24 protein-coding genes are annotated in these 24,994 nt (G+C 68.1%); 11 read left to right on the top strand and 13 right to left on the bottom strand.

Annotated elements, in window-relative coordinates; translation table 11 throughout:
- Positions 1 to 84: 84 nt before the first annotated feature.
- From G3N18_RS04485 to G3N18_RS04475, 3 genes are read left to right on the top strand one after another with little or no spacing between them, the layout of a single operon-like run.
- A complete protein-coding gene (locus G3N18_RS04485) occupies positions 85 to 744 on the top strand; it encodes a hypothetical protein (protein ID WP_196383102.1) in 660 nt (219 codons plus the stop codon).
- Positions 745 to 748: 4 nt separating this feature from the next.
- On the top strand, positions 749 to 2,044 hold the full coding sequence (locus tag G3N18_RS04480) for an MFS transporter (RefSeq protein WP_338038265.1): 1,296 nt from the start codon (positions 749 to 751) through the stop codon (positions 2,042 to 2,044).
- Between the two features lie 20 nt (positions 2,045 to 2,064).
- Entirely contained in the window at positions 2,065 to 3,060 is a 996-nt protein-coding gene (locus G3N18_RS04475) for a TolB-like translocation protein (protein ID WP_206692960.1), read from the top strand.
- A 4-nt stretch (positions 3,061 to 3,064) separates the two neighbouring features.
- On the opposite strand, the gene G3N18_RS04470 is transcribed toward G3N18_RS04475, so the two are convergent.
- On the bottom strand, positions 3,065 to 3,505 hold the full coding sequence (locus G3N18_RS04470) for a VanZ family protein (protein WP_338038264.1): 441 nt from the start codon (positions 3,503 to 3,505) through the stop codon (positions 3,065 to 3,067).
- 45 nt (positions 3,506 to 3,550) lie between these two features.
- Between G3N18_RS04470 and G3N18_RS04465 the strand changes: the two genes are divergently transcribed.
- Genes G3N18_RS04465 through G3N18_RS04450 form a run of 4 tightly spaced genes read left to right on the top strand, consistent with a single transcriptional unit; the run spans position 3,551 to position 9,354 of the window.
- Positions 3,551 to 4,660 (top strand): DegT/DnrJ/EryC1/StrS family aminotransferase, encoded by a 1,110-nt coding sequence (locus G3N18_RS04465; protein ID WP_338038263.1) that lies wholly within the window; start codon positions 3,551 to 3,553, stop codon positions 4,658 to 4,660.
- 8 nt (positions 4,661 to 4,668) lie between these two features.
- The gene (locus tag G3N18_RS04460) at positions 4,669 to 6,123 is read left to right on the top strand and encodes a lipopolysaccharide biosynthesis protein (protein ID WP_196383099.1); all 1,455 of its coding nucleotides are present in this window, start codon (positions 4,669 to 4,671) and stop codon (positions 6,121 to 6,123) included.
- Between the two features lie 29 nt (positions 6,124 to 6,152).
- Positions 6,153 to 8,495: a glycosyltransferase gene (locus tag G3N18_RS16025; protein WP_338038267.1), complete on the top strand. Its 2,343-nt coding sequence runs from the start codon at positions 6,153 to 6,155 to the stop codon at positions 8,493 to 8,495.
- A gap of 1 nt (position 8,496) precedes the next feature.
- On the top strand, positions 8,497 to 9,354 hold the full coding sequence (locus tag G3N18_RS04450; protein WP_206692959.1) for a glycosyltransferase: 858 nt from the start codon (positions 8,497 to 8,499) through the stop codon (positions 9,352 to 9,354).
- A 15-nt stretch (positions 9,355 to 9,369) separates the two neighbouring features.
- Here the strand turns inward: G3N18_RS04450 and G3N18_RS04445 are convergent, their stop codons facing one another.
- Together G3N18_RS04445 and G3N18_RS04440 are read right to left on the bottom strand one after the other, a co-directional pair.
- Positions 9,370 to 11,025: a DUF4082 domain-containing protein gene (locus G3N18_RS04445; protein WP_196383098.1), complete on the bottom strand. Its 1,656-nt coding sequence runs from the start codon at positions 11,023 to 11,025 to the stop codon at positions 9,370 to 9,372.
- Positions 11,026 to 11,145: 120 nt separating this feature from the next.
- Positions 11,146 to 12,042: a glycosyltransferase family 2 protein gene (locus G3N18_RS04440; protein ID WP_196383097.1), complete on the bottom strand. Its 897-nt coding sequence runs from the start codon at positions 12,040 to 12,042 to the stop codon at positions 11,146 to 11,148.
- Between the two features lie 178 nt (positions 12,043 to 12,220).
- Between G3N18_RS04440 and G3N18_RS04435 the strand changes: the two genes are divergently transcribed.
- Together G3N18_RS04435 and G3N18_RS16435 are read left to right on the top strand one after the other, a co-directional pair.
- A complete protein-coding gene (locus G3N18_RS04435; RefSeq protein ID WP_196383096.1) occupies positions 12,221 to 12,817 on the top strand; it encodes an FAD-dependent oxidoreductase in 597 nt (198 codons plus the stop codon).
- Positions 12,818 to 12,829: 12 nt separating this feature from the next.
- Complete coding sequence (locus G3N18_RS16435) at positions 12,830 to 13,900, top strand: GMC oxidoreductase (RefSeq protein WP_196383095.1); 1,071 nt, start codon at positions 12,830 to 12,832, stop codon at positions 13,898 to 13,900.
- Here G3N18_RS16435 and G3N18_RS04425 read toward each other — a convergent pair.
- A complete protein-coding gene (locus G3N18_RS04425; RefSeq protein WP_196383094.1) occupies positions 13,893 to 14,168 on the bottom strand; it encodes a hypothetical protein in 276 nt (91 codons plus the stop codon). The genes G3N18_RS16435 and G3N18_RS04425 overlap by 8 nt on opposite strands.
- Positions 14,169 to 14,174: 6 nt before the next feature.
- Entirely contained in the window at positions 14,175 to 14,654 is a 480-nt protein-coding gene (locus G3N18_RS16560; protein ID WP_196383093.1) for an aldo/keto reductase, read from the bottom strand.
- Between the two features lie 235 nt (positions 14,655 to 14,889).
- Here G3N18_RS16560 and G3N18_RS16430 point away from each other — a divergent pair, with 235 nt between their 5' ends.
- Positions 14,890 to 16,101 (top strand): glycosyltransferase, encoded by a 1,212-nt coding sequence (locus tag G3N18_RS16430; protein WP_196383092.1) that lies wholly within the window; start codon positions 14,890 to 14,892, stop codon positions 16,099 to 16,101.
- Here G3N18_RS16430 and G3N18_RS04410 read toward each other — a convergent pair.
- The gene (locus G3N18_RS04410) at positions 16,074 to 17,390 is read right to left on the bottom strand and encodes an O-antigen ligase family protein (protein ID WP_196383091.1); all 1,317 of its coding nucleotides are present in this window, start codon (positions 17,388 to 17,390) and stop codon (positions 16,074 to 16,076) included. The two genes, G3N18_RS16430 and G3N18_RS04410, sit on opposite strands and share 28 nt — an antisense overlap.
- A gap of 33 nt (positions 17,391 to 17,423) precedes the next feature.
- Positions 17,424 to 18,098 (bottom strand): hypothetical protein, encoded by a 675-nt coding sequence (locus G3N18_RS04405; RefSeq protein ID WP_196383090.1) that lies wholly within the window; start codon positions 18,096 to 18,098, stop codon positions 17,424 to 17,426.
- Positions 18,099 to 18,261: 163 nt separating this feature from the next.
- On the opposite strand from G3N18_RS04405, the gene G3N18_RS04400 reads away from it, so the two are divergent.
- A complete protein-coding gene (locus G3N18_RS04400) occupies positions 18,262 to 19,014 on the top strand; it encodes a hypothetical protein (protein WP_196383089.1) in 753 nt (250 codons plus the stop codon).
- Here G3N18_RS04400 and wecB read toward each other — a convergent pair.
- From wecB to G3N18_RS04370, 6 genes are read right to left on the bottom strand one after another with little or no spacing between them, the layout of a single operon-like run.
- Positions 18,918 to 20,096: a non-hydrolyzing UDP-N-acetylglucosamine 2-epimerase gene (gene wecB, locus G3N18_RS04395; protein WP_338038260.1), complete on the bottom strand. Its 1,179-nt coding sequence runs from the start codon at positions 20,094 to 20,096 to the stop codon at positions 18,918 to 18,920. The genes G3N18_RS04400 and wecB overlap by 97 nt on opposite strands.
- Positions 20,093 to 21,346: a UDP-N-acetyl-D-mannosamine dehydrogenase gene (wecC, locus tag G3N18_RS04390; protein ID WP_196383088.1), complete on the bottom strand. Its 1,254-nt coding sequence runs from the start codon at positions 21,344 to 21,346 to the stop codon at positions 20,093 to 20,095. The genes wecB and wecC overlap by 4 nt, the downstream gene beginning before the upstream one ends.
- 8 nt (positions 21,347 to 21,354) lie before the next feature.
- The gene (locus G3N18_RS04385) at positions 21,355 to 22,119 is read right to left on the bottom strand and encodes a WecB/TagA/CpsF family glycosyltransferase (RefSeq protein WP_196383087.1); all 765 of its coding nucleotides are present in this window, start codon (positions 22,117 to 22,119) and stop codon (positions 21,355 to 21,357) included.
- A gap of 1 nt (position 22,120) precedes the next feature.
- Positions 22,121 to 23,185 (bottom strand): hypothetical protein, encoded by a 1,065-nt coding sequence (locus tag G3N18_RS04380; RefSeq protein WP_206692958.1) that lies wholly within the window; start codon positions 23,183 to 23,185, stop codon positions 22,121 to 22,123.
- A 52-nt stretch (positions 23,186 to 23,237) separates the two neighbouring features.
- Positions 23,238 to 23,867 carry an acetyltransferase gene (locus tag G3N18_RS04375; protein ID WP_196383085.1) on the bottom strand — a complete coding sequence of 210 codons (630 nt, stop codon included), beginning with the start codon at positions 23,865 to 23,867 and terminating at the stop codon, positions 23,238 to 23,240.
- Positions 23,864 to 24,991 (bottom strand): DegT/DnrJ/EryC1/StrS family aminotransferase, encoded by a 1,128-nt coding sequence (locus tag G3N18_RS04370; protein ID WP_196383113.1) that lies wholly within the window; start codon positions 24,989 to 24,991, stop codon positions 23,864 to 23,866. Before G3N18_RS04370 ends, G3N18_RS04375 begins: the two co-directional genes overlap by 4 nt.
- Between the last annotated feature and the right edge of the window lie 3 nt (positions 24,992 to 24,994).

Genomic DNA, 24,994 nt, shown 5'->3' with positions numbered 1-24,994 from the left:
ACGGCGGGCCGCTGGGGCGGTCGTAGCAGTTGCTGGGGGAATCGGATGCCGACGTGTCGGCATCCTCATACTGGGGGCACGTGCATGGGGACACGGCAGGGGACAGTGGCGCGCGCGGATGCGGGCGCCGCCGGCGGGATGACGCCCGCGATGAAGTGGGTCATCGGAGCCGTCGCGCTCGTCGTCGGGGGGGGACTGCTCTGGGCGACGCTGCTCGGGGCACCGGGCGACGAGTCGGCGCGATCCGGCTCCGGCACCGCGGGTGGGACCGCGTCGTCGGCAGCCGCGGCGCCCGCGCTGACACCCGCGCCGACTCCTGTCGACGGCAGCGAGGTGCTGCCACCGGAGAACGCCCAGGCTGCGTCGGATCGCCTTCCCGACCTGCCACAGCCTACTCCGCGCGTGACCACGCCGTTGCCCGCGGACGCCGCGGCGGCCGGGCGCCTGGTGGACGGCTTCCCGACCGATCTGGCGGGCCCGACGCCGACCTCCGATGTCATCGACAGCTCGATCGCGTCGGACGGGGCGACGATGCAGGTGGCGTTGACGGCGCGCACCGACGAGACACCCGAGGACGTGGCTGCGGCGTTCCAACAGCGCTGGACGGCCTTCGAGCTCGCGCCCGCTGCCGCGGCGGAGGCGACGCTCGCGTATAGCGACGCATTCACCTCGATCTCGCTCGCGGCATCCGCCTCGGGCACCGGGACCGTCTACACGGTGTTCGCGACGCTGCGGACGGAGTGACCCCGTGTACATCTCGCTGACGAACTCCCCCGCGCCCGCGGACGACAAGAACCGCGACACGCTGCCCGGGAAGCGCACGCCGCGCGGCATCCGCACCGCGTCGTCCACCGTCATCACGCTCGGCATCGTGTCGATGCTGACCGATATCTCGTCCGAGTCGGTTTCGGCGATCCTGCCGCTGTACATCACGGGGTTCCTCGGACTCTCGACCATCGCGTTCGGCGTGCTCGACGGGCTCTACCAGGGCACGAGTGCCGTCGTGCGCATCGCGGGCGGCTACGCGTCCGACCGCCTGGACCAGCCCAAGTGGGTGGCGTTCGTCGGCTACTCGCTGGCTGCGATCGCACGGGTCGGTCTGCTGTTCTGGACCGGCTTCGCCGCGCTGAGCGCTGTGATCACCGCCGATCGCATCGGCAAGGGCATCCGTACGGCGCCGCGCGACGCGCTGATCACGGCGACGAGCGACCCGGCGCGACTCGCGGCGGCGTTCGGAGTGCACCGCATGCTCGACAACATCGGGGCGGCGATCGGACCGTTCCTCGCGTTCGTCATCCTCCTCGTCGTGCCCGACGGCTTCCACGTCGTGTTCGTCGCGTCGCTCGCGTTCGCAACGATCGGAGTGGCGATCCTGGGCTTCGTGGTGCCGAACGTGCGCAGCCGTCGCCGCGCTCGGGATGAGGCGCGAGTCCGAATGCCGTGGCGCACGATCGTGCGTGGCCCGATGCGCCGCGTGCTGGCGGCGGCCGGCATCCTCGGGCTCGTCACGATCGGCGACGGGTTCGTGTATCTCGTGCTGCAGGCGCGCAGCGACTTCGCCGCGATGTGGTTCCCGCTGCTGTACGTCGGCACGAATGTCGCGTTCCTCGCCTTCGCGGTGCCGCTGGGACGCCTGGCCGACCGGATCGGGCGTGCGCGGGTGTTCGTGTGGGGGCACGCCGCGCTGCTCGCCGCGTACATCGTCGCCGTGCTGCCGATGGCTGATGCCGTCGCCACCGTTCTCTGCCTGGTCTTCCTCGGCGGGTTCTACGCGGCCACCGATGGCGTGCTGTCGGCGCTGACCTCGCAGCTGACGCCCGCTGAGTCCCGCGCGACGGCCATCGCGAGCGCGCAGACGGTCGTGGCGGTCGCCCGGTTCGTGTCGGCGGCGGGCTTCGGCATCCTGTGGTTCGCGCTCGGTCGCGATCTCGCGATGCTCGTCGTCGCGATCGTGCTCGCGGTCGCCCTGCCGTTGGTCGCCGTGCTGCTGCATCCGCTGCTGCGCCGGACGGCGGCGGCCGACTCCGAGGCGGCCGCGGGGTGAGGTCGCGGACGGCATGGGTCGTGATTGCGGGGATATCCGCGGTCGCCCTCGGCGCGACAGGCGTGGCGGGTGCTGCGGCGTGGAGCGACTACCAGGCTCGGCAGGACGCGCCGAGCGCGGTGACGACGACGGATGGCGACGATCTCACGGGTGCCGACCGGATCGTTTTCCGCAACACGGCGGGCGGACAGGGGTACGGCCACGTGGCATCCATTCCCCTAGCCGATCCCGACGGCCCGCGCGCGGTGTCGGACATCGCCTGCGACCGCGTCGATGCGACCGCCACCGAGGTGTCGTGCCTGCGGACGGTGCGCGGGATCACTCCTCTCTATACGGGCACGCTGTACGCGGCGAACGGCGACCAGCTCGCGCAATGGCCGCTCAGCGGCATCCCGAGCCGTACGCGCATTTCGGCGGACGGCGCGATGATCGCGACGACGGCCTTCGTGACGGGGCATTCGTATGCCACGATCGGCTTCTCGACGGAGACGACGATCCACTCCCCCGACGGGTCCGACCTCGGCAACCTCGAGGACTGGACGCTCACGATCGACGGCGCGGCGAGCGCGCCCGTCGACCGGAACTACTGGGGCATCACCTTCGCGGGTGGCGACACGTTCTATGCGACCGTCGGCATGACCACGCAGGGCGTCACATACCTCGTGAAGGGGTCGCTCTCGGAGCGTTCGCTGACCTCGTTGGCCGAGAACGTCGAGTGCCCGTCGCTGTCGCCGGACGGAACCCGCATCGCGTTCAAGCGCGTGACAGCGGGCTCGGGCCCGACCGTGCACTGGACGCCCGCGGTCTACGACCTCGAGACGGGCGCCATCACGCTGCTGCCGGAGCAGCGCTCGATCGACGATCAGATCGAGTGGCTCGACGACGACACGATCCTGTACGGGGTGCCGCGCGAGGATGCGGTGGGCGACTACGACGTGTGGGCCCTCGCCGCCGATGCATCAGGCAAGCCGAGCGTGTTCATCGAGCACGCGTGGTCGCCCGCGGTGGTGCGGTGATGGATCAATCTGTGGATGCCGCATCGACCGATCCCGCACGACGGCGGTCGCGCCGCAGCACCAGGAGCCACGCCAGGAACGCACCGAGCGCGGCGCCGAGCGCGTTCGCGAGAATGTCGCGCAGGCTCGGCTGTCTCGAAGGAATCACGATCTGCGCGAGTTCGACCACGATCGAGAGCCCGAGCGCGAGCATCACGCCGTGCCACGGGCGTCGGAAGAGCAGCGCCAGCAGAAAGCCGAGCGGCAGGAACATGACGACGTTCGCGAGGAACTCCACCCATCCCGACCCGAACCCCCCGACGTGGAGGGTCGCGTCGAGCCAATGGGTGATGGCGTGCACGATCGTCGAATACGAGATCGGCGAGAGGACGACCAGCGCGACGGTCGCGACATACACCGCGAGGCAGATGCCGACGAGGCGTCGACGGCGCGGTGGGTTCGACACGCGTCAACTCTGTCACAGGCGCAACACCGACAGGCAGGAGCCGAAGTGAACATCCCCTTGGTGGATCTGCGCGCGCAGGCGGCAGAGATCGCAGACGAGGTCGAGCCGCAGATTCTGGAGGTGCTGCGCAGCGCCCACTACATCGGCGGTCCGCATGTCGCGGCGTTCGAGAAGGAGTTCTCCGAGTACGTCGGCGTCGCCCACACGATCGGCGTCGCCAACGGCACAGATGCCGTGGAACTGGCGCTCCGGGCCGTCGGAGTCGTCGCCGGCGCGGAGGTGATCATGCCGGCGAACACCTTCATCGCCACGGCAGAGGCGGCATCGCGGATCGGAGCGATCCCGGTGCCGGTCGATGTCGACCCCGACCACTTGCTGATCTCCCCCGAGGCGGTCGCTGCGGCGATCACCGGCAAGACGCGCGCGATCGTCCCGGTCCACCTGTTCGGCCAGGCTGCTCCGGTCGAGGCGCTCGAGCCGATCGCCTCCGCAGCCGGCATCCCGATCGTCGAAGACGGTGCTCAGTCGCAGGGCGCCACCCGCAACGGGCGTGCTGCGGGCGGCCTCGGTCTGGTCGCCGCGACGTCGTTCTACCCCGGCAAGAACCTCGGCGCCTCGGGCGATGCGGGTGCCGTGACGACCGATGATCCGAGCATGGCCGAGAGAGTGCGCCTGGTCGCGAACCACGGGTCAGCGACCCGGTACGTCCACGACGCCGTCGGCATCAACTCGCGGCTGGATGCGATCCATGCCGTCACGCTGCGCGCGAAGCTCGCCCGGCTGAGCGACTGGAACAGGCGCCGTCAGGACGCGGCGGACCGCTATGCGGAGCTGCTTGCGGATGTGCCGAAGGTCACCGTGCCGCGGAGCATGCCAGGCAACCGCGATGTCTGGCATCTCTACGTGATCCGGGTCCCGGAACGCGATCGCATTCTCGCCGAGCTCAATGCCGCCGGGGTGGGCGCCGCCGTGCACTATCCGGACCCGTGGCACCTCGCACCGGCCTACGCCCACCTCGGATACCGGCCGGGCTGTGCTCCCGTCGCGGAACGCGCCGCCGGTGAGATCCTGTCGCTGCCCATCTACCCGCATCTGACGGACGAACAGCAACTCGCCGTCGTGCGGGCACTGCGGACGGCGGTCGGTGATGGTTGAAGGTCGCCATGAGTGACGCCGGCGCTCCCGGCGCGGTCGCACACCGCGCGTCGCGCGCGCTGGGGTGGAGCCTGCTCAACACGCTCGTCGCACGCCTCGGCACGCTGGCGATCGGGATCGTGCTCGCGCGCGTGCTCGCCCCCTCGGACTTCGGGGTGTTCGCGATCGCGACCGTGACGATGCTCGCGGTGCTGAGCTTCAATGAGCTCGGCGTTAGCCTGGCGATCGTGCGCTGGCCCGACGACCCCGCCCGCATCGCGCCGACGGTGAACACGATCTCGGTCGCCACGAGCGCATTCTTGACGATCCTCCTCGTGGTGTGCGCGCCGTGGATCTCCGCGGGCCTGGGAGACGTGCGCGCGACCCCGGTGGTACAGGTCATGGCGCTCGCGATCCTCATCAACGGATTGGTGGCGACACCGGCAGCGATGCTCCAGCGCGAGTTCATGCAGAAACAGCGCGCCATCGCGGACCAGACGAACGCGTGGCTGGGAGCCGGTGTCTCGCTGGTGCTGGCGCTCGCCGGGATGGGCGCCATGAGCCTGGCGGTCGGTCGACTCGTCGGGAGCATCGTGTCGGCGGGCATGTTGTGGCGGTGGTCTCCGGCGCCGTATCGCTTCGGGTGGGACCGCGACGTCGCCAGGCGCCTCGTCGCGTTCGGAGCCCCCCTGGCCGTCGCGAGCATCGTGGTCTTCGCCTCGGGGTACGCCGACCAGATCATCGTGGGGTCGCAACTCGGAGCGGAAGCGCTCGGCTTCTACGTGCTGGCCTTCAACCTCGCGAGCTGGCCGGTATCCATCTTCTCTCAGCCGCTACGTGCCGTTGCCCCGGCGGCCTTCGCCAAGCTGCAGCACGACGGCGAGGCGATGGTGCGCAACTTCCTGCGCGTGCTTCGCCTGCTGAGCGTCGTGGCTGTTCCCGCGTGCCTCGCCATCAGTGGCGCCGCCACGCCCGTGATCACCTTCCTCTATGGCGCCAAATGGCTTCCGGCTGCGGACATCCTCGTCTTCCTCGCTGCACTCGCGGTTGCCCGGATCTGGTTCGAGCTGGTCTACGACTACCTCGTCGTCCTCGGGCGGTCGGGGTCGGTCCTCGTCATCCAAGCGATCTGGTTCCTCGCCGCCGTGCCTGCGATGCTGGCAGGCGTCGCGCTCATCGGAGCGCCGGGAGCGGCGCTCGGACAGCTGGTCGTGGTCGTCGTCGTCGTGCTGCCGTGCTACCTCATCGTGCTGCGGCGGGCCGGCGTGAAGACGACCGCGTTCGTCGCGGCCGTCATCGTTCCGACGCTGGCGGGGCTCGCACTGTGTTGCGGGTGCTGGCTGATCTCGCGTTCCGTATCTCCCCCCATCCTGGCGGCGGTCGCCGCGGGAGCATCGGCCCTGGTGGTCATCGTCGCACTGGCAGCCTGGCGACGCGACGACGTCCGCCTCGTCCGTCGGGCCATGAAGGGCGGTGCGCGGTGAGAGTCCTCGTGTATCCCCACGACCTGAACATGGGCGGCAGCCAGATGAACGCGATCGAACTGGCGGCGGCCGTCCGCGATCTCGGGCACGAATGCATCGTGTACGGCCGTCCGGGCGTCCTGTGCGACCGGATCGACGAACTGGGTCTCGAGTTCATCGAGTCGGCCGACCCGGGCGGGCGCCCTTCGCTGCGCGTGGTGCGCGACCTCCGGCGGCTCGTGCAGGAACGCGACATCGACGTCGTCCATGGGTACGAGTGGCCCACTGGCCTGGAGGCATACCTCGCGACGATCGGCCGTGGACGGGCTCGCGCCCTGTGCACGATCATGTCGATGGCCGTCGCGCCATTCCTCCCCCGATCGCTGCCGCTGATCGTCGGGACACGGCAGATCGCCGCTCACGAGATGGCCCTCGGACGCCCGTCCGTCGAGGTCATCGAGCCGCCGGTCGACCTCGTCCACAACATCGCGCCGGAGGCTTCGGCGCTCGATGCGTTCCGGTCGCGGTGGGGCGTGGGAGACTTGCCGCTCGTGGTCTGCGTGAGCCGCCTCGCCGAGGAGCTCAAAGCCGAAGGGATCCTCACGGCCATCGAGGCCGTGGCTGCATTGTCGGAGACCGACCCCTGTCAGCTTCTGATCGCGGGGGACGGTGCGGCACGCGCGAGGATCGCTCGCGCCGCAGAGGCCGTCAATCGCGCCACGGGCCGCCACGCAGTCGTGCTGACCGGCGAGCTCGCAGACCCCCGCGCGGCGTATGCCGTCGCAGATGTCACGCTGGGGATGGGGGGCTCAGCGCTGCGTGCCTTGGCGTTCGGGAAGCCGCTTGTCGTCCAGGGTGAGCACGGCTTCTTCCGGACGCTCACCCCCGAGACTCTGAACGAGTTCCGGTGGCGAGGATGGTACGGAATCGGAGAGGGCACGGCGAGCGGGCGGCGCCGGTTGGAGGGCGAACTCGCGCCGCTGCTGCGGAGCGGCGAGCTGCGGGAACGGCTGGGCGCGTTCGGCCGGTCCGCGGTCGTCGAGTTCTCGCTTGGGGCCGCCGCAGCAGAGCAGGTCACCGCATACGAGGGCGTCCGTACGTCATCCACGGCCGCACAGACGGTCCTCGAGGTCGCCACGATGGGAACCAAGCTGCTGGCGCACAAGGTCCGTCGCCGACGGGACCGACTGCGCGGGACGCACAACATGGACGACTTCAATGCGCGTCCCGTCGCCGCAGCCCGAGGGAAGGCGACAGCACAGCCCGGCGGCTCTCCCACGGAGGGACCGATCGTGTACTTCTCGGGGGTCGACTGGGACGCGGTCGCCGGCACGGACCGTCACCTTGCCACAGCGCTGGGGCACGTGCGCGACGTGATCTGGGTGGATCCGCCCGCATCGATTCTGCACCGATCGGCGACCGCTTCCGGCGAGTCCCACCCGGCGCCGGGGGTGACTCGTCTTCACTCCTATGGTCCGCCCGGCGTCTCCCGTCCCGTACTTCGCGACCTCGCCCGATCCGTTCAGCTACGGGGGCTTCGACGCTACCTGAAGGCGCAGGGGGCCATCCCCGCGGCGGTCCTCGCCACAGGCAGTGAACCGAGCCTGGCGGCGAGCCGCCGACTGCCCGGTATGAAGGTCTACTTCGCGACCGATGACTTCGTGGCGGCCGCCGGCCTCTGGGGAGTCGCGGAGTCACATCTCGCCCGCGATCGGGAGGCGAACCTCGCGGCAGCTGATCTGGTCCTGGCGGTCACGCCGGAACTTGCCCGGCACCTGCGCCGCGGACCGGATCAACCGGGATGGCTGCCGAACGGGACAGACCTCACCCGGTACGCGGACATGGCCTCCGTGCCGGTGTCGCCGGCAATCCGGCTCGCCGAACCACGTGCGGGTGTCGTCGGACAGTTCAACGAGCGGACCGACCTCGGGATTCTGCGCGCGGTCGCCGACGCCGGGATCCCCTTGCTGCTCGTCGGGCCGACATCATTCGCGCACTCGACGAGCCGGCATGAGTTCGCGGACCTCATCGCGCTGCCCGGCGTGCAATGGATCGATCGCGTACCCGTCGAGGACGTGCCGACGTATCTGAAGGGACTTCGCGTCGGGCTCACCGCCTACGTCGACAGCACCTTCAACCGGAGGAGCTATCCACTGAAGACGGTGGAGTATCTCGCCGCGGGGATCCCGGTCGTCACCACGCGCGTCGCTCCGCTGGGTCAGTTCGATACGACCTTCGTTCTGGGCGCGAACGATGTCGCCGAGTTCGTCGAGATGGTGAAGGCTGCGATGCACACGAATCACGACCCGCGAATGGTCCGCGAATCGGTGAGCGATCACAATTGGACGGACCGCGCGTCCCGGCTGCTCGATCTGATCGCGCGGGGGCGGTGACGTGGACGACGTGCGCCGCATCAGCGTCGTGATCCCGGCACACAACGAAAGCAGCGGAATACAGCCGCTGCTGACAGCACTGTGCGCAGGAACCGACCCGGACGTCGAAGTCGTCGTCGTTTGCAACGGGTGCACCGACGACACGGCGCAGCGTGCTCGCGAGGTCAACCCGGGCATCGTCGTACTCGAACGGCCCGAGCCCTCCAAGAGCGCCGCTCTCGCCGCCGGCGACGAGGTCGCCTCGCACGACTACCGGGCGTGGATCGATGCGGACGTCGCGATCAGCGCCGACGACGTCAGCGTCTTGCTGGGCGCACTGACCGGCCCCATTCAGGTGACCGCGCCGGAGCGAGACCTCGTGCTCACCGACTCGAATCGCATCGTGAGGTGGTACTACGACGTCTGGCGCGCGCTGCCACAGGTGGCGGCCGGGGTGTTCGGTCGCGGTGTCGTCGTCATGACCCCCGAGGCACACGCGAGGGTCGCGGCGCTGCCGCGGGTGATGTCGGACGATCTGGCGGTCTCAGAAGCGTTCGGGGCAGCCGAGCGCGTGGTCGTTCCGGAGGCGCGCGTGCAGATCAGAGGTCCTCGACGGACCGCCGACCTGATCCGACGGCGCGTGCGTGTCGCCACCGGAAACGCGCAGCTGGATGCCGTCGGGGTGCGCACGCCGAGCGCTCGGACGACGCCGACGGTGCTGGTCCGACTCGCCGCATCCCGACCAGCTCTGTCGCCGAAGATTCTGGTCTTCCTCGCGGTGACGGCGGTGGCGAGAATCCAGGCGCGCAAGCGGATCCGCCGGGGGGACTTCACCACCTGGCTGCGTGACGAAAGCAGCCGCGAACCGTCACCACGCTGAGGAGGGTCGTCCGCCTCAGCGCACCGGCTGTCCGTTGTGATCCCAGATGTTCCCGCTGAACTCATTGCCGACGCCGTTGGGGTCGAAGGCCGTGTACGGGCCGTAGTACCCCCCGTTCGGGAAGTAGATTGTCGAGAACCGATTGTTGGTGATCTTGATGTTGTACGTCTTGCCGAAGTCGTTGTCGGCACCACCGTAGATGGCGTAGCCCCCACCCGCGACCAGGTTTCCGGTGATGAGCCGATTCGCCTCTACACCGAAGTCTTGGAAGAGGCTGATCGCGTCAGTCTGCGACAGTTGATTGAACACTGTGTTTCCGCGGATGGTGAGTTGGGTGGTACCGCCGTTCGAGGTAGTGCCGTTGGTGTGATCGCCGCTCTTGAATCCCATGTCGTGGATGTAGTTTCCCTCGATGAGTCCCTGGGAGATCTGTACGCCCGTGCTGGTGTTGGTGATGTCATTCGCGATCACCTGCGTCCCGCTCGAGTCGCCGTAGATGTCCTTGACGCCGACCATCAAACGGGTCGTTCCGAGCACGCCGATCTCGTTGTCCCGGACCGTGGCGTTGACGGCATGGCGGAGAGCGACGCCCCACGTCTCACCCGAGACGGTGATCTTGTTGTTCCGCACGACGACGTTCTTGCCCGTCACATCGATCGGAGCTGAGACGATCAGGTTCTCGACGACGGCGTTGTCTCCCGCGTTGATCCATCCGCGCGTGTCCCACACCCAGCCGGTGCCGGATCTCACATCCTCGGGAACGCGTGAGAGAGTGCTGGCATCAGCGACCCCGGTGTTGGTCTCATCCGGGTATCCGCACCTGCTGGGCTGGTCCAAGCAGTTCACGGCGGCGCCCGCACCCCCGCTGTCGGTGGGAACCGGCTCCGGCGTCGTGCTTGTCGGCGAGGGAGTCGGGCTCGTCGTCGGCTGGGGAGTCGGCGTCGCCGTCGGCTGCGGCGTCGGCCGGGGGGTCGGCGTCGTCGTCGGACGGGGAGTCGGCGTCGCCGTCGGCTGCGGTGTCGGCGTGGCCGTCGGCTGCTCTGCTCCGTCGCTGGCTGACGGCTCGAAGCGGATGTCAACGAGATAATTCGATCCGTTGTATGTATCGCTCGGGAAGCTCGACGCACCGTAGCTGTACACGCCGGCATCCCTGGGCAAGGTGAACCCGTTCTGCTTCACGCTGCGATCGAGATCGTTCTCCGTGACGGGATATCGTCCGTGCGGCGCGTGGTATGAGACGACATACTCCTCGCCCGCTTGGAGCGCGATCGGCTGCGCCAGCGCGACGGTGCGCCAGCCTTCCTGCGACGTGGCGGCGAAGTGCTCGGTCACGAGGAGCGTGCCGTCACTCGTCCACAGCGATGCCGTCGTCACGCCGGTAGCGCGAGCGCCCTGGAAATACTGCAGGCCGGTGACATCACCGTCCGAATCGGGACTGAACGCGACACCGAGCTCCACCGCGACCGAATCCGGGTCGGCCGAAACTTCGGGCATCACATCATCCGGAAAGATCCCCGTGGGCGCAGGCCCGGCGATGGCGGGCGAGGCCACCAACGCGGCCGCGGCGATCGCTGCTGTGCCGAGGGCGGCCATGATCGATCGAGTCCACGCCGCCTGTCGGCGGCGGGTGCGACGGGCGCCGGCGCGGAGGGAAAGGGTCGTATCGGGCATGGGTCTGCTCTCATACGTGGGGGAAGGTCGGGAGATCCCAGGCTAGCTCGGGCATTCTCAGCCGCCTGCTCCATGAGGAACTCCTCACCAACGGCACCCGTGCAGATCCCGGTCGCGCCGTCAGCGGGGTATCAGGTGTTCACCGCAGCCGAGTTCTTCGGGCCGCGACCCCGGTTTCATCAGGGCTCCGATGGATGCTTTCGACTGGGAGTGACCACGAACAACCCATGTCGCCTCGGACAGGATGGTGAGGGCCCAGTACGCCGCCGAAGCAGGCCGCGAGTGGGCGCGAGCGTAGTACCGGACACGGTTGACGATCTGCATGACATGAGTTCGATCATTCCGCCCGGACCCACCCCCGGCGTGGACCACCTGCGCGGCCGGCGTGAAGAGAATCGACCAGCCCGCCGCACGGGCCCGAGCACAGTAGTCCGTCTCCTCTGAGTAGAGGAAGTACGACTCGTCCCAACCCCCGACGTTGAGCGAGCAATCGCGGCGTACCAGCAGCGCCGCACCCAACGCCCAGTCGACGGTCACGGCGTGGGTGTACGCCTCGGGTTCTTGCACGTATTCCGAGAACACCGGGAGCCCGGTGAAGCCGAGGCCCGCGGCTCTCAGCAGCGTCGGCTCTCTCCGCTGCGAATGCTCGATGTCGCCCTGCGGGCCGAGGACCAAGGGGGCAACGATCCCGACATTCGGTGCGTCGAATTCCGCCAGCATCGCGGCGATCGCGCCCGGCGTCAACTCGAGGTCGGGGTTGAGGATGAGGTGCGCATCCGCCCGCGGGCTGTGCTCCACTCCTCGATTGATCCCCGCCGAGTAACCCTCATTGCGTGAGCGGATGACCTCCACCCGGGGATGCTCAGCCACCCGCGCGAGGGTGTCATCCGTCGATGCGTTGTCCACGACGATGACTCGCGGAGATCCGCCCGGGTAGGCGGGAGCGATCGATCTCAACAGTCGGCCGATCGATTCGCCGCTGTTGTACGTGACGATGATGATCGCCAGATCATCCATGTGTGTCCCCTCGGCACGGTGCGATGCCCGACGAGATCGAGGCTACAGGGGTCAGCGCGACCGACGTAATGCCGGGGTCAGCCCCAGCGACCGGCATATGCACTCTCTCGGTCTTGTGAGGGGCGGGATACGGCACCAGTATGTTGCTCATCGCCGAAGAAGAAGAAGGACGTGGCGCGTGATCGTCGATGCGAGACGCGCGCTCCCCGCCGACGTCGCCGACGTCGACGTCTGCATCGTCGGCGGCGGCCCGGCCGGCATCTCGCTCGCCTTAGGGCTGGAGCGATGCGGCCTGTCCATCCTGCTTCTGGAGTCCGGCGGTCACCGTGAGACCGAGAGGTCCCGTGACCTGAACCGCGGCGCCTCCGACCCTCGAAACAGCCATGAGCCTCTGGAAGAGAACCGTCGACGCCAATGGGGAGGGGCCTCCGCCGCATGGGGCGGACGTTGCATCCCGTTCGATGCGATCGACTTCCAGAAGCGCGAGTGGGTCGACTCCAGTGGCTGGCCTCTCACACGGGCCGAGCTCGAGCCGTTCTACGCACAGGCGATGGTGCTGTGCGAAGCCGGCGAGATGTCCTTCGACGCACGCGAGGCGCTGCCCGCCGCTCGAGAACTCGTGCCCGGCCTCGACGGCGACGGAGTCGTCAGCCATCCCCTCGAAAGGTGGAGCCCGCCCACTCATTTCGGCACGCGCTACAGGAAGAGGCTCGCCGCGTCGCCACGTGTGCGGGTCCTCATGAATGCGACGTGCACGCATATTCAGCTCGGCTAAGGCGGCGACGCAGTGGACCATGTCGTGGTGCGCAACCACCACGGACAATCGACTCGGATTCGGGCCGGTCGATTCGTCCTCGCTGCCGGCGGGCTGGAGACGGCGCGCATTCTCCTGACCTCGAACGACGTCGCGCGATCCGGCGTCGGCAACCACTCGGACTGTCTCGGGCGGTACTACCAGACGCATCTGTTCGGATGCCTGACCACGGTAGAGCTCGAGCCGGGTGTGACGGCACATGTCGCCTTCGACCGCGACCACGACCACGACCACGACGGCGTGTCCTGCCGACGGCGGATCTGGTTCACGCCCGCGCAGCAGGAGGCAGCCCGGCTGCTCAACACCGTCTTCTTCCTCGTGCGTCCTCCTCTCGGCGCCACAGGACATCGAAGCGCACTGTTCTCGGGCGTGTACCTGGCGAAGACACTGGTTGCTGCACTGCGACGTCCGCGCCAAGCGTTGCGCTATCTCCGAACCGAGCAGACGTCGATCGCCGCCCATAGCGCAGTTCTGATCCGTCAGTTCCCGAGCGCAATCCCGGAGATCTACCGAGCGGTCGTGGGCCGCTATATCGGATCCCGGCGCCTTCCCGCGGTCCTGCCTCCAGACGGCCTGAGTGTCTACCACCTTCAGTTCCAGGCCGAGCAGGTACCGAACCCCCACGCTCGCGTGACACTCGGCGAGGACGTCGACGAGTTCGGCATGAGACGGCTCGTCGTCCACCCTCGCACCACCGCTCACGACATCGAGAGCGTCATCCGTTGCCACGGCCTTCTCGACGAACGCCTCCGCTCTGCGGGGCTGGGGCGTCTCCGCTACGACGGGGGCGACTTACGGGATGCCGTGGTGAGATCCACAGAACACGTGAACTCCGGTGCGCATCATCTCGGCACGACCCGCATGCCGGATGACCCGGCGTTCGGGGTGGTCGATCGCGACTGCCGCGTGCATGGCGTTGCGAACCTCTACGTCGTGGGCGGGTCAGTCATGCCGACCTCGGGACACGCGAACCCCACACTGACCATCGTCGCCTTGGCTCTTCGCCTCGGCGAGCATCTCGCGTCCACATCCGCCGCTAGGTGATCAGATCAGATTCCGTCACCGGATGGTCGAATGCCGCCGCGTTCTGCCTGAGGTGCTCGACACTCGAAGTTCCGGTGAGTACGACCTTCACGCCTGGCACAGCCGCGGCGAAGCGCAGCATCCGTGCGGGAGACTCGCGGTGATCCGCGGCGTCCGCCGGTCGCGCCGGCGCGGCCATGATGTGATTGGCGATGACATCGAAGCTGCTCAGCGCGCCCAGCGCATTGCCCGCGTCGCTGTTCGCGTTGACCTGGGTCTCGGTGCACACGCTTCCCTACAGCCGATGGGCGGCCTGGATCGTCGCGAGATCGTTGCTGGACACCCCGAACTCCGCAATCATCCCCGCGCTCCGGGCATCCTGGAGGATGCCGCCGATCTCATCGTCGTTGACGACGCGCGCAGGCGGGAGATGGAGGAGAAAGACCTCGATCCGCTCACGACGGAGTCGACGAAGGCTTCGGTCGATGGTGCGACGCAGTTGTTTGGCCTCGAGCGCAAAGGTCTGCCCACGAAGCTGCCGGGCCTTCTTCAGCGGTTGATTGGCGACGCGGAACGGGCCCGGCAGGTCGACCGTCGGCAGACCGGTCTTCGTCGCAATGACCCAGCGATCCGGATCGGATGCCGTGAGCTCGCCGATCCCCCGCTCGGCTGCAGTGAAACCATAAGTGTCGGCGGTGTCGATGAAGTTGACCCCGCAGTCCCGGGCGGCGCCGAGGAGTGCCTCGGCGTCACGCTTGGAACGACCTGAACCCATCGACGCCAGTCGAGACGTGCCGAACCCGAGTATCGAGACGTCGACCCCCCGAGGCGCCTGCTCTCCACCTCAGGACCCGCTACCCGACGCGAATGTCTCGTTGATGGCGCGGATGGTGGCGATGGCAACGGACATGGACGCTCCTTGCTCAGTACCCGAAAGCGTATCCGGCTCGCGCGCCACTTCCATAGCATTCAGACGCGGCTATTCTCCCCCGCTCCGCTAGCGTCGGGGTGTGAAGCTTCTTGTCGTGGCGCCGACGGTAGATTCCCACGACATCGGCGAGGCGTGGGTAGCCTTCCAATGGGCGGATCACCTCTCCCGGCGTCATGATGTGACCGTTCTGACCTATCGCAAGCGCGGTGCGCCGCAGATCGGCCCGCAGCTCCCGAACGCGCGCGTGATCGAGTGGCTGGAGCCGCCACTGCTGGGACGCCTGGAGCGTTTCAACAGTCTGCTCAAGCCGGGCTACTTCGCGTTCGAGCGCAAAGCGCGTCGGTGGATACGACGCGAGGCGGCTGATGCAGCGCCTTTCGATCTGGCCCACCAGGTCGTGCCGGTCGCGATGCGGTATCCGAGCCCGCTTCGTCGCTCAGGGCTTCCCTACGTGATCGGACCGGTCGGTGGCAGCCTGGAGTCGCCCGCCGGGTTCCGTGACCAGGAGACCGGCCCGTGGTATCAGCGCCTGCGTGGGCTGGACCGGTGGCGTCTGCGCCGCGACCCGTCGTTGCGTGCCACGTATGAGCGCGCGACGTGCGTCCTGGGAATCGCTGACTACGTCGCCGACTCGCTCTCCGGGCTACGCGTCAAGAGACTGGAGATTCTCAGCGAGACCGCGCTGCCCGCCGCTCCGGCCGTTCCGCAGCGCGAGCAGGTCGAAGTAACCGCAGCACGGCCGTTGCGGGTGCTCTTCGTCGGCCGTGTCATCCGCACCAAGGGTGCCCGCGACCTCGTCGCCGCGATGGCGCTACTCCGAGATGTCCCCGTGATCGTGGACATCGTCGGCGACGGATTCGATCTGGCCGCCTGCAAGGAACTCGCTCACGCAGAGGGCCTCTCGGACAGCGTCAGGTTCCACGGACGTCGCTCCAAGGATGAGGTGGAGCAGTTCTATGAACAGGCCGACGTCTTCGCCTTCCCGAGCTACCGCGAACCCGGAGGGAACGTCGTCTTCGAGGCGATGGGCCACTGGTTGCCGCTGATCGTGTGCGGCCGGGGCGGCCCATCCGCCGCGGTGGATGCCGAATGCGCTGTGGTCCTGCAGCCGCGCGATCCCGACCAGCTCGCCCGAGATCTCGCAGAATCCATCCGTGCGTTGGCGCTCGATCCCGAGCGGCGAACCCGCATGGGCGCCGCTTCTCGCGCACGCCTTGAGCAGGTCGGTCTGTGGGAGCCGAAGATCGACCGAGTGGACCAGATCTATGCGTCGATCCTGACGTCGGCATAGGTGACCGATTCTCTCCAGAGCCGGTACGTCGCGCCGCACAGGCCCATCATGAGGAACCAGAGCCCCGGCATCATGGGGAATGAGAAGCCGTCGAAGAGCGCCAGACTGACGGCTCCGCAACTCGTGGACGCCGCGACTGCGGCCGCCGCGCCGCGCAGGCCGGCATCCGTCGAGCGAAGGTATACCCGGGCGGCGCTGCAGAGACTCGTCGCTACCAGCAGAAGCAGCGCGATGACGCCCGCGAACCCGATCTCGACCAACAGAAGCAGGTACTCGTTGTCGAAGATCCGATAGCGGGGCAGGAATGTCCCGATTCCGCGACCCAACAGGGGCGACTGCGAGATGTACGCATCGGCGATCGCGTAGCTTTCGACGCGAGAGAGGACTGATGGGTCGCCCTTGCCGATCACAGTGAAGAGCCCGAGTATGGAGCCGGCGACTCCCGGCACCGCGAGGAACACGACGGCAAGCAGGCCGGCCAGACCTCCGATCGCCGCGATCCGTTGTCTGGAGGTCCACGTCAGCGCCAAGATGATCGCGCCGACCGCGAGACCGATCACCGCGGATCGCGAGAGCGAGAGAACGATCGCCAGCCCCATGGCGAGCGCCGGCCACCAGCGCGTGAAGACGTGCGACCGCCGCGCCCCGACGGCCGGAAGCTGGCCGATTCCTCGGGCGAGGGCGATCGGCAGGAGCATGGTGAGCACCGCGCCGAACTCGATCGGGTGGACGGCTGTCCCGGCGGGCCGGGTGAAGCCCTCGCGCAAGGTCGCGCTGAAGACTGTTTGGTGCGCTTGCAGCCCGGGAATCGAGATCTGGTCGACCCAATACTGCCCGGTGACGAACTGGAACAGACCGAAGATCGCCAGCAGCCCGCCGAGCGTCGCGAGGTAGTGCAGCAGGTCGAGGAGGCGGTCGACGCTGGGGATCCCGTCATGGGCGAGCAGCATCGCCCCGAGCCAGCCGGCGACCGAGATCAGCGTCAATGTGCTGACACTGGCCTCTTCCGCATTGATCGGTCGCGCCATGGCGACGTAGAACGATGCGAGAACCATTGCGGCGAAGAGGATGACGGCACCCATGACCGCCGACGACGCCTGAGTGCGAGTTCGTTGGATCCGGGCCAGCGCCCACCACGCGAGACAGCACAGAGCAAGCAGCAGCGCCGGAGACCCAGCCCCGCCGAGAGGCCCCACGACGAACTGCGACGGGAGCACGAGCCGGATCGTCACGAACACGATCAGAGCGCTGGTCGCGTCGAATCCTCGCCCGATCCTGACGGTCGGCATGAAGTCCGGAGCTAGAGCCGCCAACCCGACTCCTCAGGATTGCTCGGCGACGGCCGCAGACGGCGGAGCTTCGGCGGAGGACTCGTCCGCCGACTGAGAGCCACCTTCGTCGCCATCCGGGTCGGAGCCATCCGCATCGACGGGCCGCCGCCCGGCACGACGCGCCTCGCGGCGCAGCAGCACGTTATCGACTACGGCGAGGAGGATCAGTGAAAGGCCGAGGCCTATGAAGCCGCCGATGACCGCCCCGACGAGCGGGTCGCGGCCGACGGGTTCAGCGACCGCGTCGACCACGAGCACGGACGACGTCACGCGATTGCCGCCGTCGACACCGACGGTGGACTGCAGGTCGGCCAAGCGGGCGGGTGCCATGTCGACCAGCACGTCGCGGACCTCGATGGCTGCTTCTTCCGACTTGTCCTGGACTTGAATGCGCAGGATGGGCCCGCTCGAACTCGGGTCGGCGCCCACCTCGGCCTCGGCGGTCGGCGACAGCTCTTCGATCTGCTGCGTCACCGCCTGATCGGACAGCGCCTTGCCGAGCAGGTCGACCGTGAGATCCAGTCCGCCCAACTGGAGGAACGGGTTCCCCTCCGCAGGCACCGTCGTCGCCGGAGGAAGCAGCAGGATCGACGCCGTTGCCTGATAGGTGGGCTTCGCGACGAAGTATCCGGCGACGGCCAGACCGGCGGTCAGACCGAGGCCCACGATTGCGAGAATCCATCGTCGCCGCACCATCATCGCCAGGTTACTGAGGTACAACGGACTGCCTCCCCAAATGCAGTGTCGTTTGCCGACGACCCACCACCGGATTTAGTATATGGGCACGTCCACCCCGTCCCGATCGGGGGTCGCATGGGGGTGCAACGCAGTGACGATCTGGGATTTGTTCGCCCTGTGGAGACGGCAGTGGGTGGTCACGCTCTTGTGCGTCGTGGTCGGGGCGTTCGGAGTCGTGCAGGCCCGCAGCTTGCAGACCGTCTACTGGGGTTCGACTTCGGTCGTCGTGGTCGCTCCTTACCTGAAGGGCTATCTGACACCTCTGGGAGGCGACGTCATTCCGCTGGCCGGAGTCGTCGAGAAGCTGGTCAACATCGACAGCGACGCTCCTCCGGCGGTCAGCCCGGACGCGAGCATCATCGATCGCGGGATCTACGATGGCGTCGTTGCGAACGTGCCTGACTACGGCGGCCAGTGGTCCGAGAACTACACGAACCCGATCATCGTGGTGCAGGCGTCGGCGTCGGACCCTGAGACCGTCACCCGGCGGATCGCAGCCGAGACGGCACGCATCGACTCGATCCTGACCGATCTCCAGGTGGATGCGCGCGTTCCCACGAACGCGCGCGCCACAAGCCTCGCCTTGCCGCCCGCGCCGGTGGCCGTGGAGTCGACGGGAGTCGCCTCCCGGGCACTGATCGCGATGGTGGCACTCGGTCTGCTCGGCGTCGTCATCATCCCGTTCGCCGCGGACCGGCTCGCCGCCGCCTACCGCAGTGCGCGACGGCGGGCGCTCGTCGACGATGATCACGTGCCCGGGTCGAACTCCGCCGGAGGCTCTCCGACGCCCAGGAATGCCGCAATGGCGTCGACCCCTCGGCGCGCGGCCGCGCCGTCGCCGTAGGGATTCCGCGCCTGCGCCATCGCGTCGTAAGCGGCACGGTTCGTGAGCAGGCGCGAGACCTCGTCCACGATGCGGTACTCGTCGGTGCCGACCAGCTTCGCTGAGCCCGCGGACACGGCTTCCGGGCGCTCGGTCGTCTCCCGCAGCACAAGGACCGGTATGCCGAGGCTCGGCGCTTCCTCCTGGACGCCGCCGCTGTCCGTGAGCACGACGGTGCTGCGCTGCAGCGCCTGGCAGAAGTCCGGATAGTCGAGAGGCTCGGTGACCACGACGTTGTCCAGCCCCTCCAGCGGCGGCAGGATGGCGTCTCGCACGATCGGGTTGCGATGCGCGGGAAGCAGGATCATCAGGTCCGGATACCGCCGGGCGAGTTCGGCGACCGCTCGGGCGGTGTGGCCGATCGGCGCGCCCCACGACTCGCGGCGATGGCTGGTGACCAGCAGCACAGGGCGATCCGCTGCGCGCTGGAGGAACTGGGCGAACTGCGGATCGTGCACGGGGCGCGGCGCACTGGTGACGACCTGCAAAGCGTCGATCACCGTGTTGCCCGTCACGGTGATGCGTTCGCGCGGCACATTCTCGAGCAGGAGATTGTCGCGGGCCAGCGCGGTGGGCGCCAGGTGCACATCGGTCAGCTGGCTCGCCAACCGGCGGTTCATCTCCTCCGGGAACGGGTTGTATCTGTTGCTCGTGCGAAGGCCCGCCTCGAGGTGCACGACGGGCACCTGCTGGTAGAACGCGGCGAGCGCCGCGGCGAAGGCGGTCGTGGTATCGCCCTGGACGAGGAGCGCCGCGGGCGCGACCTGGCCGATGACGGACTCGAGCCCGATCAGCGCTTTCGTCGTGATGCCGTACAGCGTCTGCCCGTGGCTCAGGATGTTCAGATCGAAGTCGGGCGTGATGTCGAAGACCTGGTTGACCTGGTCGAGCATCTCCCGATGCTGACCCGTGACCGCCACGACGGGTCGCAGGCGGCTGTGCCGTTCCAACTCCTTGACCACGGGGGCGACCTTGATGGCTTCCGGACGGGTTCCGTAGACGAGCAGGACCGGCAGCCGATCTCCGGCCCTCGACGTGCTCACCGCCAGTATCCTCGAGTGTCGAAGACCACTTTGCCGTCGAGCATCGGACGGCTGACGGATCGGAATGCGTCGTGGTCGACGAGAAGCAGCACGACATCGGACTCCGCGACCGCCGTGGCGGGACGGACGAACCGGATGTTCGGAATGTTCGCCAGCCGGGCGGGCAGCCCGCTGACCAACGGATCGGAGACGTTGATCGTGACGTCAGGCAGTCTGCTGGCAAGCAGTTCGACGATGTCGACGGCAGGGCTCTCGCGCATATCGTCGACGTTGGCCTTGAAGGTCAGTCCCAGGCAGGCGACCTGCGGCTCGCGGAAGCGCGACACGCTGCGTGCGACGTGGTCGACGATGAACTCCGGCTTGGAGTCGTTCACCTCGCGCGCGGTACGGATCAGCTTCGCCAGCCCCGGCGCCGCGCCCACGATGAACCAGGGATCCACCGCAATGCAGTGTCCGCCGACGCCGGGGCCCGGCTTGAGGATGTTGACGCGCGGGTGGTGGTTCGCCAGCTTGATGACTTCCCAGACGTCGAGCCCGATCTGATCGCAGATCATCGAAAGCTCGTTGGCGAACGCGATGTTGACGTCGCGGTAGGAATTCTCGACGAGCTTCGCCATCTCCGCACTCGCAGCGTCGCAGAGCTGGATCTCCCCCTGGCAGAAGACGCGGTAGATCTCCGCCGCCTTCTCGGCGCAGTGCGGAGTGATTCCGCCGACGACACGGTCGTTGAGGACCATCTCGACCATGATCGACCCCGGAAGGACGCGTTCGGGGCAGTGCGCGACGAAGATATCCGGCTGCGCTTCGCCCTCGCGCGGAAGCTTCAGGTCGGGGCGCAGTTCTGCGAGCCAGTCCGTCACCGTCTGGGTCGTGCCCGGAGGTGAAGTGGACTCGATGACCACGATCGCGCCGCGGCGCAGCTTCGGCGCGACTCCGGCCACCGCCGCTTGGACATAGCTCAGATCGGCGGTGTGGTCCGGCTGGAACGGCGTCGGCACGGCGATGATGTACGCCTCGGCTTCGGGCATCTCCACTGTTGCCGTCAGCCGTCCACGGGCGACGACACCACTGAGGCTGGTCTCGAGGTCGGGTTCCACGAACGGAAGCTCACCCCGATTGACCATCTCGATGGTCCGTTCGTTGACATCGACCCCGACGACCTGTGTGCCCTGGGCTGCCAGCATCACGGCCGTCGGCAGGCCGATGTATCCCAACCCCACGACCGCGATGGTCCCATCGAATGAAGGCATGCTTCCCCCTAGTTGAGTCTTGATTGCGTGCGCGAACGAAAGTACTCACGGAACACCATGACGATGAATGCGCCGTTCGTGCGGAAGTACCGCATGAACATCCGTCGCGGCTCCTGAACGACCCGGAACGCCCACTCCATGCCGAGTCTCTGCCAGAGCTCGGGGGCGCGTTCGGTCTTCCCGGCGAGGATGTCGAACGATCCCCCGACACCGTGCGTGAGCGGCACGTGCATGGCATCCTGGTTCGCCGCGATGAAGGTCTCCTTCTTCGGCGAGGTCATGGCGACGAACAGCATGTCCGGGGCGCTGGCGCCGATGTCATGCGCGACGTCCGCGGCCTCCGCAGGGGAGAAGTATCCGTCGCGGTGCCCGGCGACGACGGCATCGGGATACTGCTCCGCCACGACGTCGACGACGCGATCGAGAACTTCCCGCGTCGCACCCAGGAGGTACACCGAGTAGCGCCGACGACTGGCGAGTGCGAGCAGGTCCTCGAACAGATCGATGCCGGCGACCCGCCCGGGCAGCGGCTGCCCCAGGATGCGACTGGCCCACACGACGGCCTGGCCGTCGGCGAAGATCACATCGCAGCTCAAGAGCGCGTCTCGAAGCGCGGGGTCCTTCGCCGCATTGACGATCTTCGCCGCATTCAGCACCCCGATCTGCAGTGGACGCTGCGATCGGATGGCGTCCTCGCAGAGGTCGACCGCCTCTGCGGGGGTGACTGCGAGGATGGGATATCCGAGAACCTCTCGGACGAGCGTCGCCGTCATGTCATGCACCCGTCGCGGCACTGCCTGAGCCCCAGGCATACAGCAACCAGCCGAGCTCGTAAGGTCGGCACTCGTAGTCGACGGGTCCCGGCGGCATCAGCCTGTCCAGCCCGGGAATATGCAGGCCTGGCTTGATCGAGGTCGTGACCGCGCCGACGATGCGGGATGCCTTTGCGATCTCTCGGCGACCGACCTTGCGCCACACCACGCCTAGTTCGGGTGCGACCAATGGCTCGACGCACTCGGGATGGGACGTGAGCCAGCCCAGGCCTCGCCGGACGGCATCCGTGTGATCCTGCCCCCCCGCCTCCGCGAGGTCGAAGAGGGCCATCGGCGCCATGCCGTGTTGATGGACCGAGTAGACGGGGAAGCCCTCCACCACTGAGCCGTCACGGTGGTCGTAATGCCACCACCACTGCCCCTGCTCACCCTGCAGGTCGACAATGCGCTGGGCGGTCGCGTTCGCGACCGCCAGATGCTCAGGCTGACCGGTGACCCCGTGAAGCCGGGCGAACGCTTGGATCGGGTACACCTGATCGGCGAAGCACCCCACATGCCCACGGACTCCGCGGGCGGGAGGCAGGGTGTGCGGGAACACGCCGGCCGTGCCTCGATGCTCGAGGAGCCGTTGCGCCGCCCGGTCCCGCAGGTCTTCAGCCCCGACGCCGACCGCCACGGCAGCCGTGAGGATCCACGACGCCACAACGGTGTCGACCGGCCCCTCCAGCGCCGCCGCGAACGGGGCGAAGAGCCTGTTGTCCGCCGCGCCCGCGACCTCGGCAGCCGCCCAGAGCGACAGAGCCGCAGCACCCGGCTCGCTCTGCTCGATCGCCGCCCGCTGACATTGGAGCGCGAAATCCGCGGCCGTCCGCCCCCCGAGCGCACCTCGCTGGACGCCCTCGGGTACGCGGCCGAAGCCGAGGGCGGCCATCGCCGCATAGCGGAGGTTCGCGCCTTGCGCCTCCAGCCGGGGGCCATCAGCGGTCGCCACTCCTCGGTACGTCTGAGGCACCTCGGTGACGGGCTGCGATGCGATCTGCGAGAGCCCCCGGACAGCAATCGACACGAGGTCATCGATGAGCGGCTGACCGCCGCGGAGCGCGGCTCTCAGAGTGGATTCAGTCATTCGGCTCCCCCAGCCGTCGTGCGGGCACGCCGGCCCACGTCTCCCCGTCGGGAACGTCGCGCAGCACGACAGCCCCCATTCCGATCGTCGCCTCGCGCCCGATCGTCACGCCCGGGTGCACGGATGCGTTCATGCCCACGTAGGCGCGCTTGCCGACGTGGACGGCACCGCCCAGGGCGACCCCTGCCGCCAACGTGACGAAATCTCCCAGAACGTCGTCATGCGTGATCGTGCAGTTCGGCATGACCACGACGCATCGCCCGACCCGGGCGTCAGCCGTGACGACCACACCATCGAGCAGAATCGATCCGGTGGCGATCTCGCTGCTGCGGCCGATTCGCGCCGATCGCGCGACGTACGTGGCATATCTGCCGTCTTCGACCCCGATTCGTGACAGGCGGCGCGCAACCTCGCGACGACTTCCGCTCGGGCCGATACACAGGAGCAGTTCCTCGTCATGGCTCGCGGCCAATGCCGTTCCCCCGAGCACGGGCACCCCGGACACCTCGGTGCCGTGCAGTTCAACGTTGTCGTCGAGGATGCCGACGACACCCGTGATCCCCGCCGCGATGACTTCCCTGGCCAGGCCACTCGCCCCCACAAGGAGCAGCCCGGCGGTCATGCGATCGCCTCTATGCGAGGTTTGAGTAGGACGTCGATGACGCGGTCCTGATCGGCCTCGGTCAGCGTGTGGTACAGCGGCAGGATCAGCGTGCTGTCGGTGAGGTGCTCCGTGACGGGCAGTGAGCCCTCCGGCGCGAGCTCACGATACGGAGCCTGACGGTGCGCAGCCATGATCCCGCGCCGTGCCGAGATCCCCGCCTCGGCGAGCGCCGTCAGCAACCCGTCGCGATCAGTCGGGTATCCGTCCTGCACCTCGACCCAGAACGACTGCACGTTGCCGGTGCCGTAGTCCGGGTCTGCGACGGTGCGCAGGCCGGTCACACCACGGAGCCCCGCGCGATACCGCGCCGCGAGCTCGCGACGCCGACGGATGATCTTCGGCAGTTTGCCCAGCTGCACCAATCCCACCGCCGCCTGCAGGTCGGTCATGCGGAAGTTGTAGCCGACCTCGACGTACTCCTCCGCCGGCGGCAGGACCGACTTGTGGCGGTCGGCCGCAGAGACGTTCATCGCATGCTCACGCAGGCGCCGTGCCCGAGCGGCCCAGTCGGCGCGCGTCGTCGTGAGCATGCCGCCCTCTCCGGTGGTGAGCAGCTTGCGCGGGTGGAAGGACCATGCGGCGATGTCCGCCCCCGCCCCCACCGGCCGGTTGCGGTAGGTCGATCCCGCACCGCACGCGGCATCCTCGATGACCACGATGCCGAGCGGGTCGACGATCTCGCGGATCGATACGAGATCGATCGGCACACCACCCTGGTCGACGGCGATCACGGCGCGCGTCGCGGAAGTGATGCTCCGCTCGACCTCTTCTGCCGTCAGGTTGCCGGTGACGATGTCGACGTCGGCGAACACCGGCGTGGCGCCGACGTAGCGGACGGCGTTCGTCGTCGCGATGAAGGAGTAGGACGGGACGATCACTTCGTCGCCCGGGCCGATCCCCGCGACGATGAGCGCGAGATGCAGTGCCGTGGTGCAGCTGCTCGTCGCGACCGCGTACGGGGCTTGCATCGCTTCCGCGAATGCCTCTTCGAACTGCGCGACGCGCGGCCCCTGCGCGATCCAGCCGGACGCGATCGCCGCCGCGACGGCGTCCGCCTCCTCCTGGCCGAGCCAGGGGACCATCAC

The sequence above is a fragment of the Microbacterium paulum genome (assembly GCF_015707995.1).
GTDB classification, from domain to species: domain Bacteria; phylum Actinomycetota; class Actinomycetes; order Actinomycetales; family Microbacteriaceae; genus Microbacterium; species Microbacterium paulum.
Note: the sequence above shows the minus strand (reverse complement) of the source record. Positions and strands in the feature narration are given on the sequence as shown.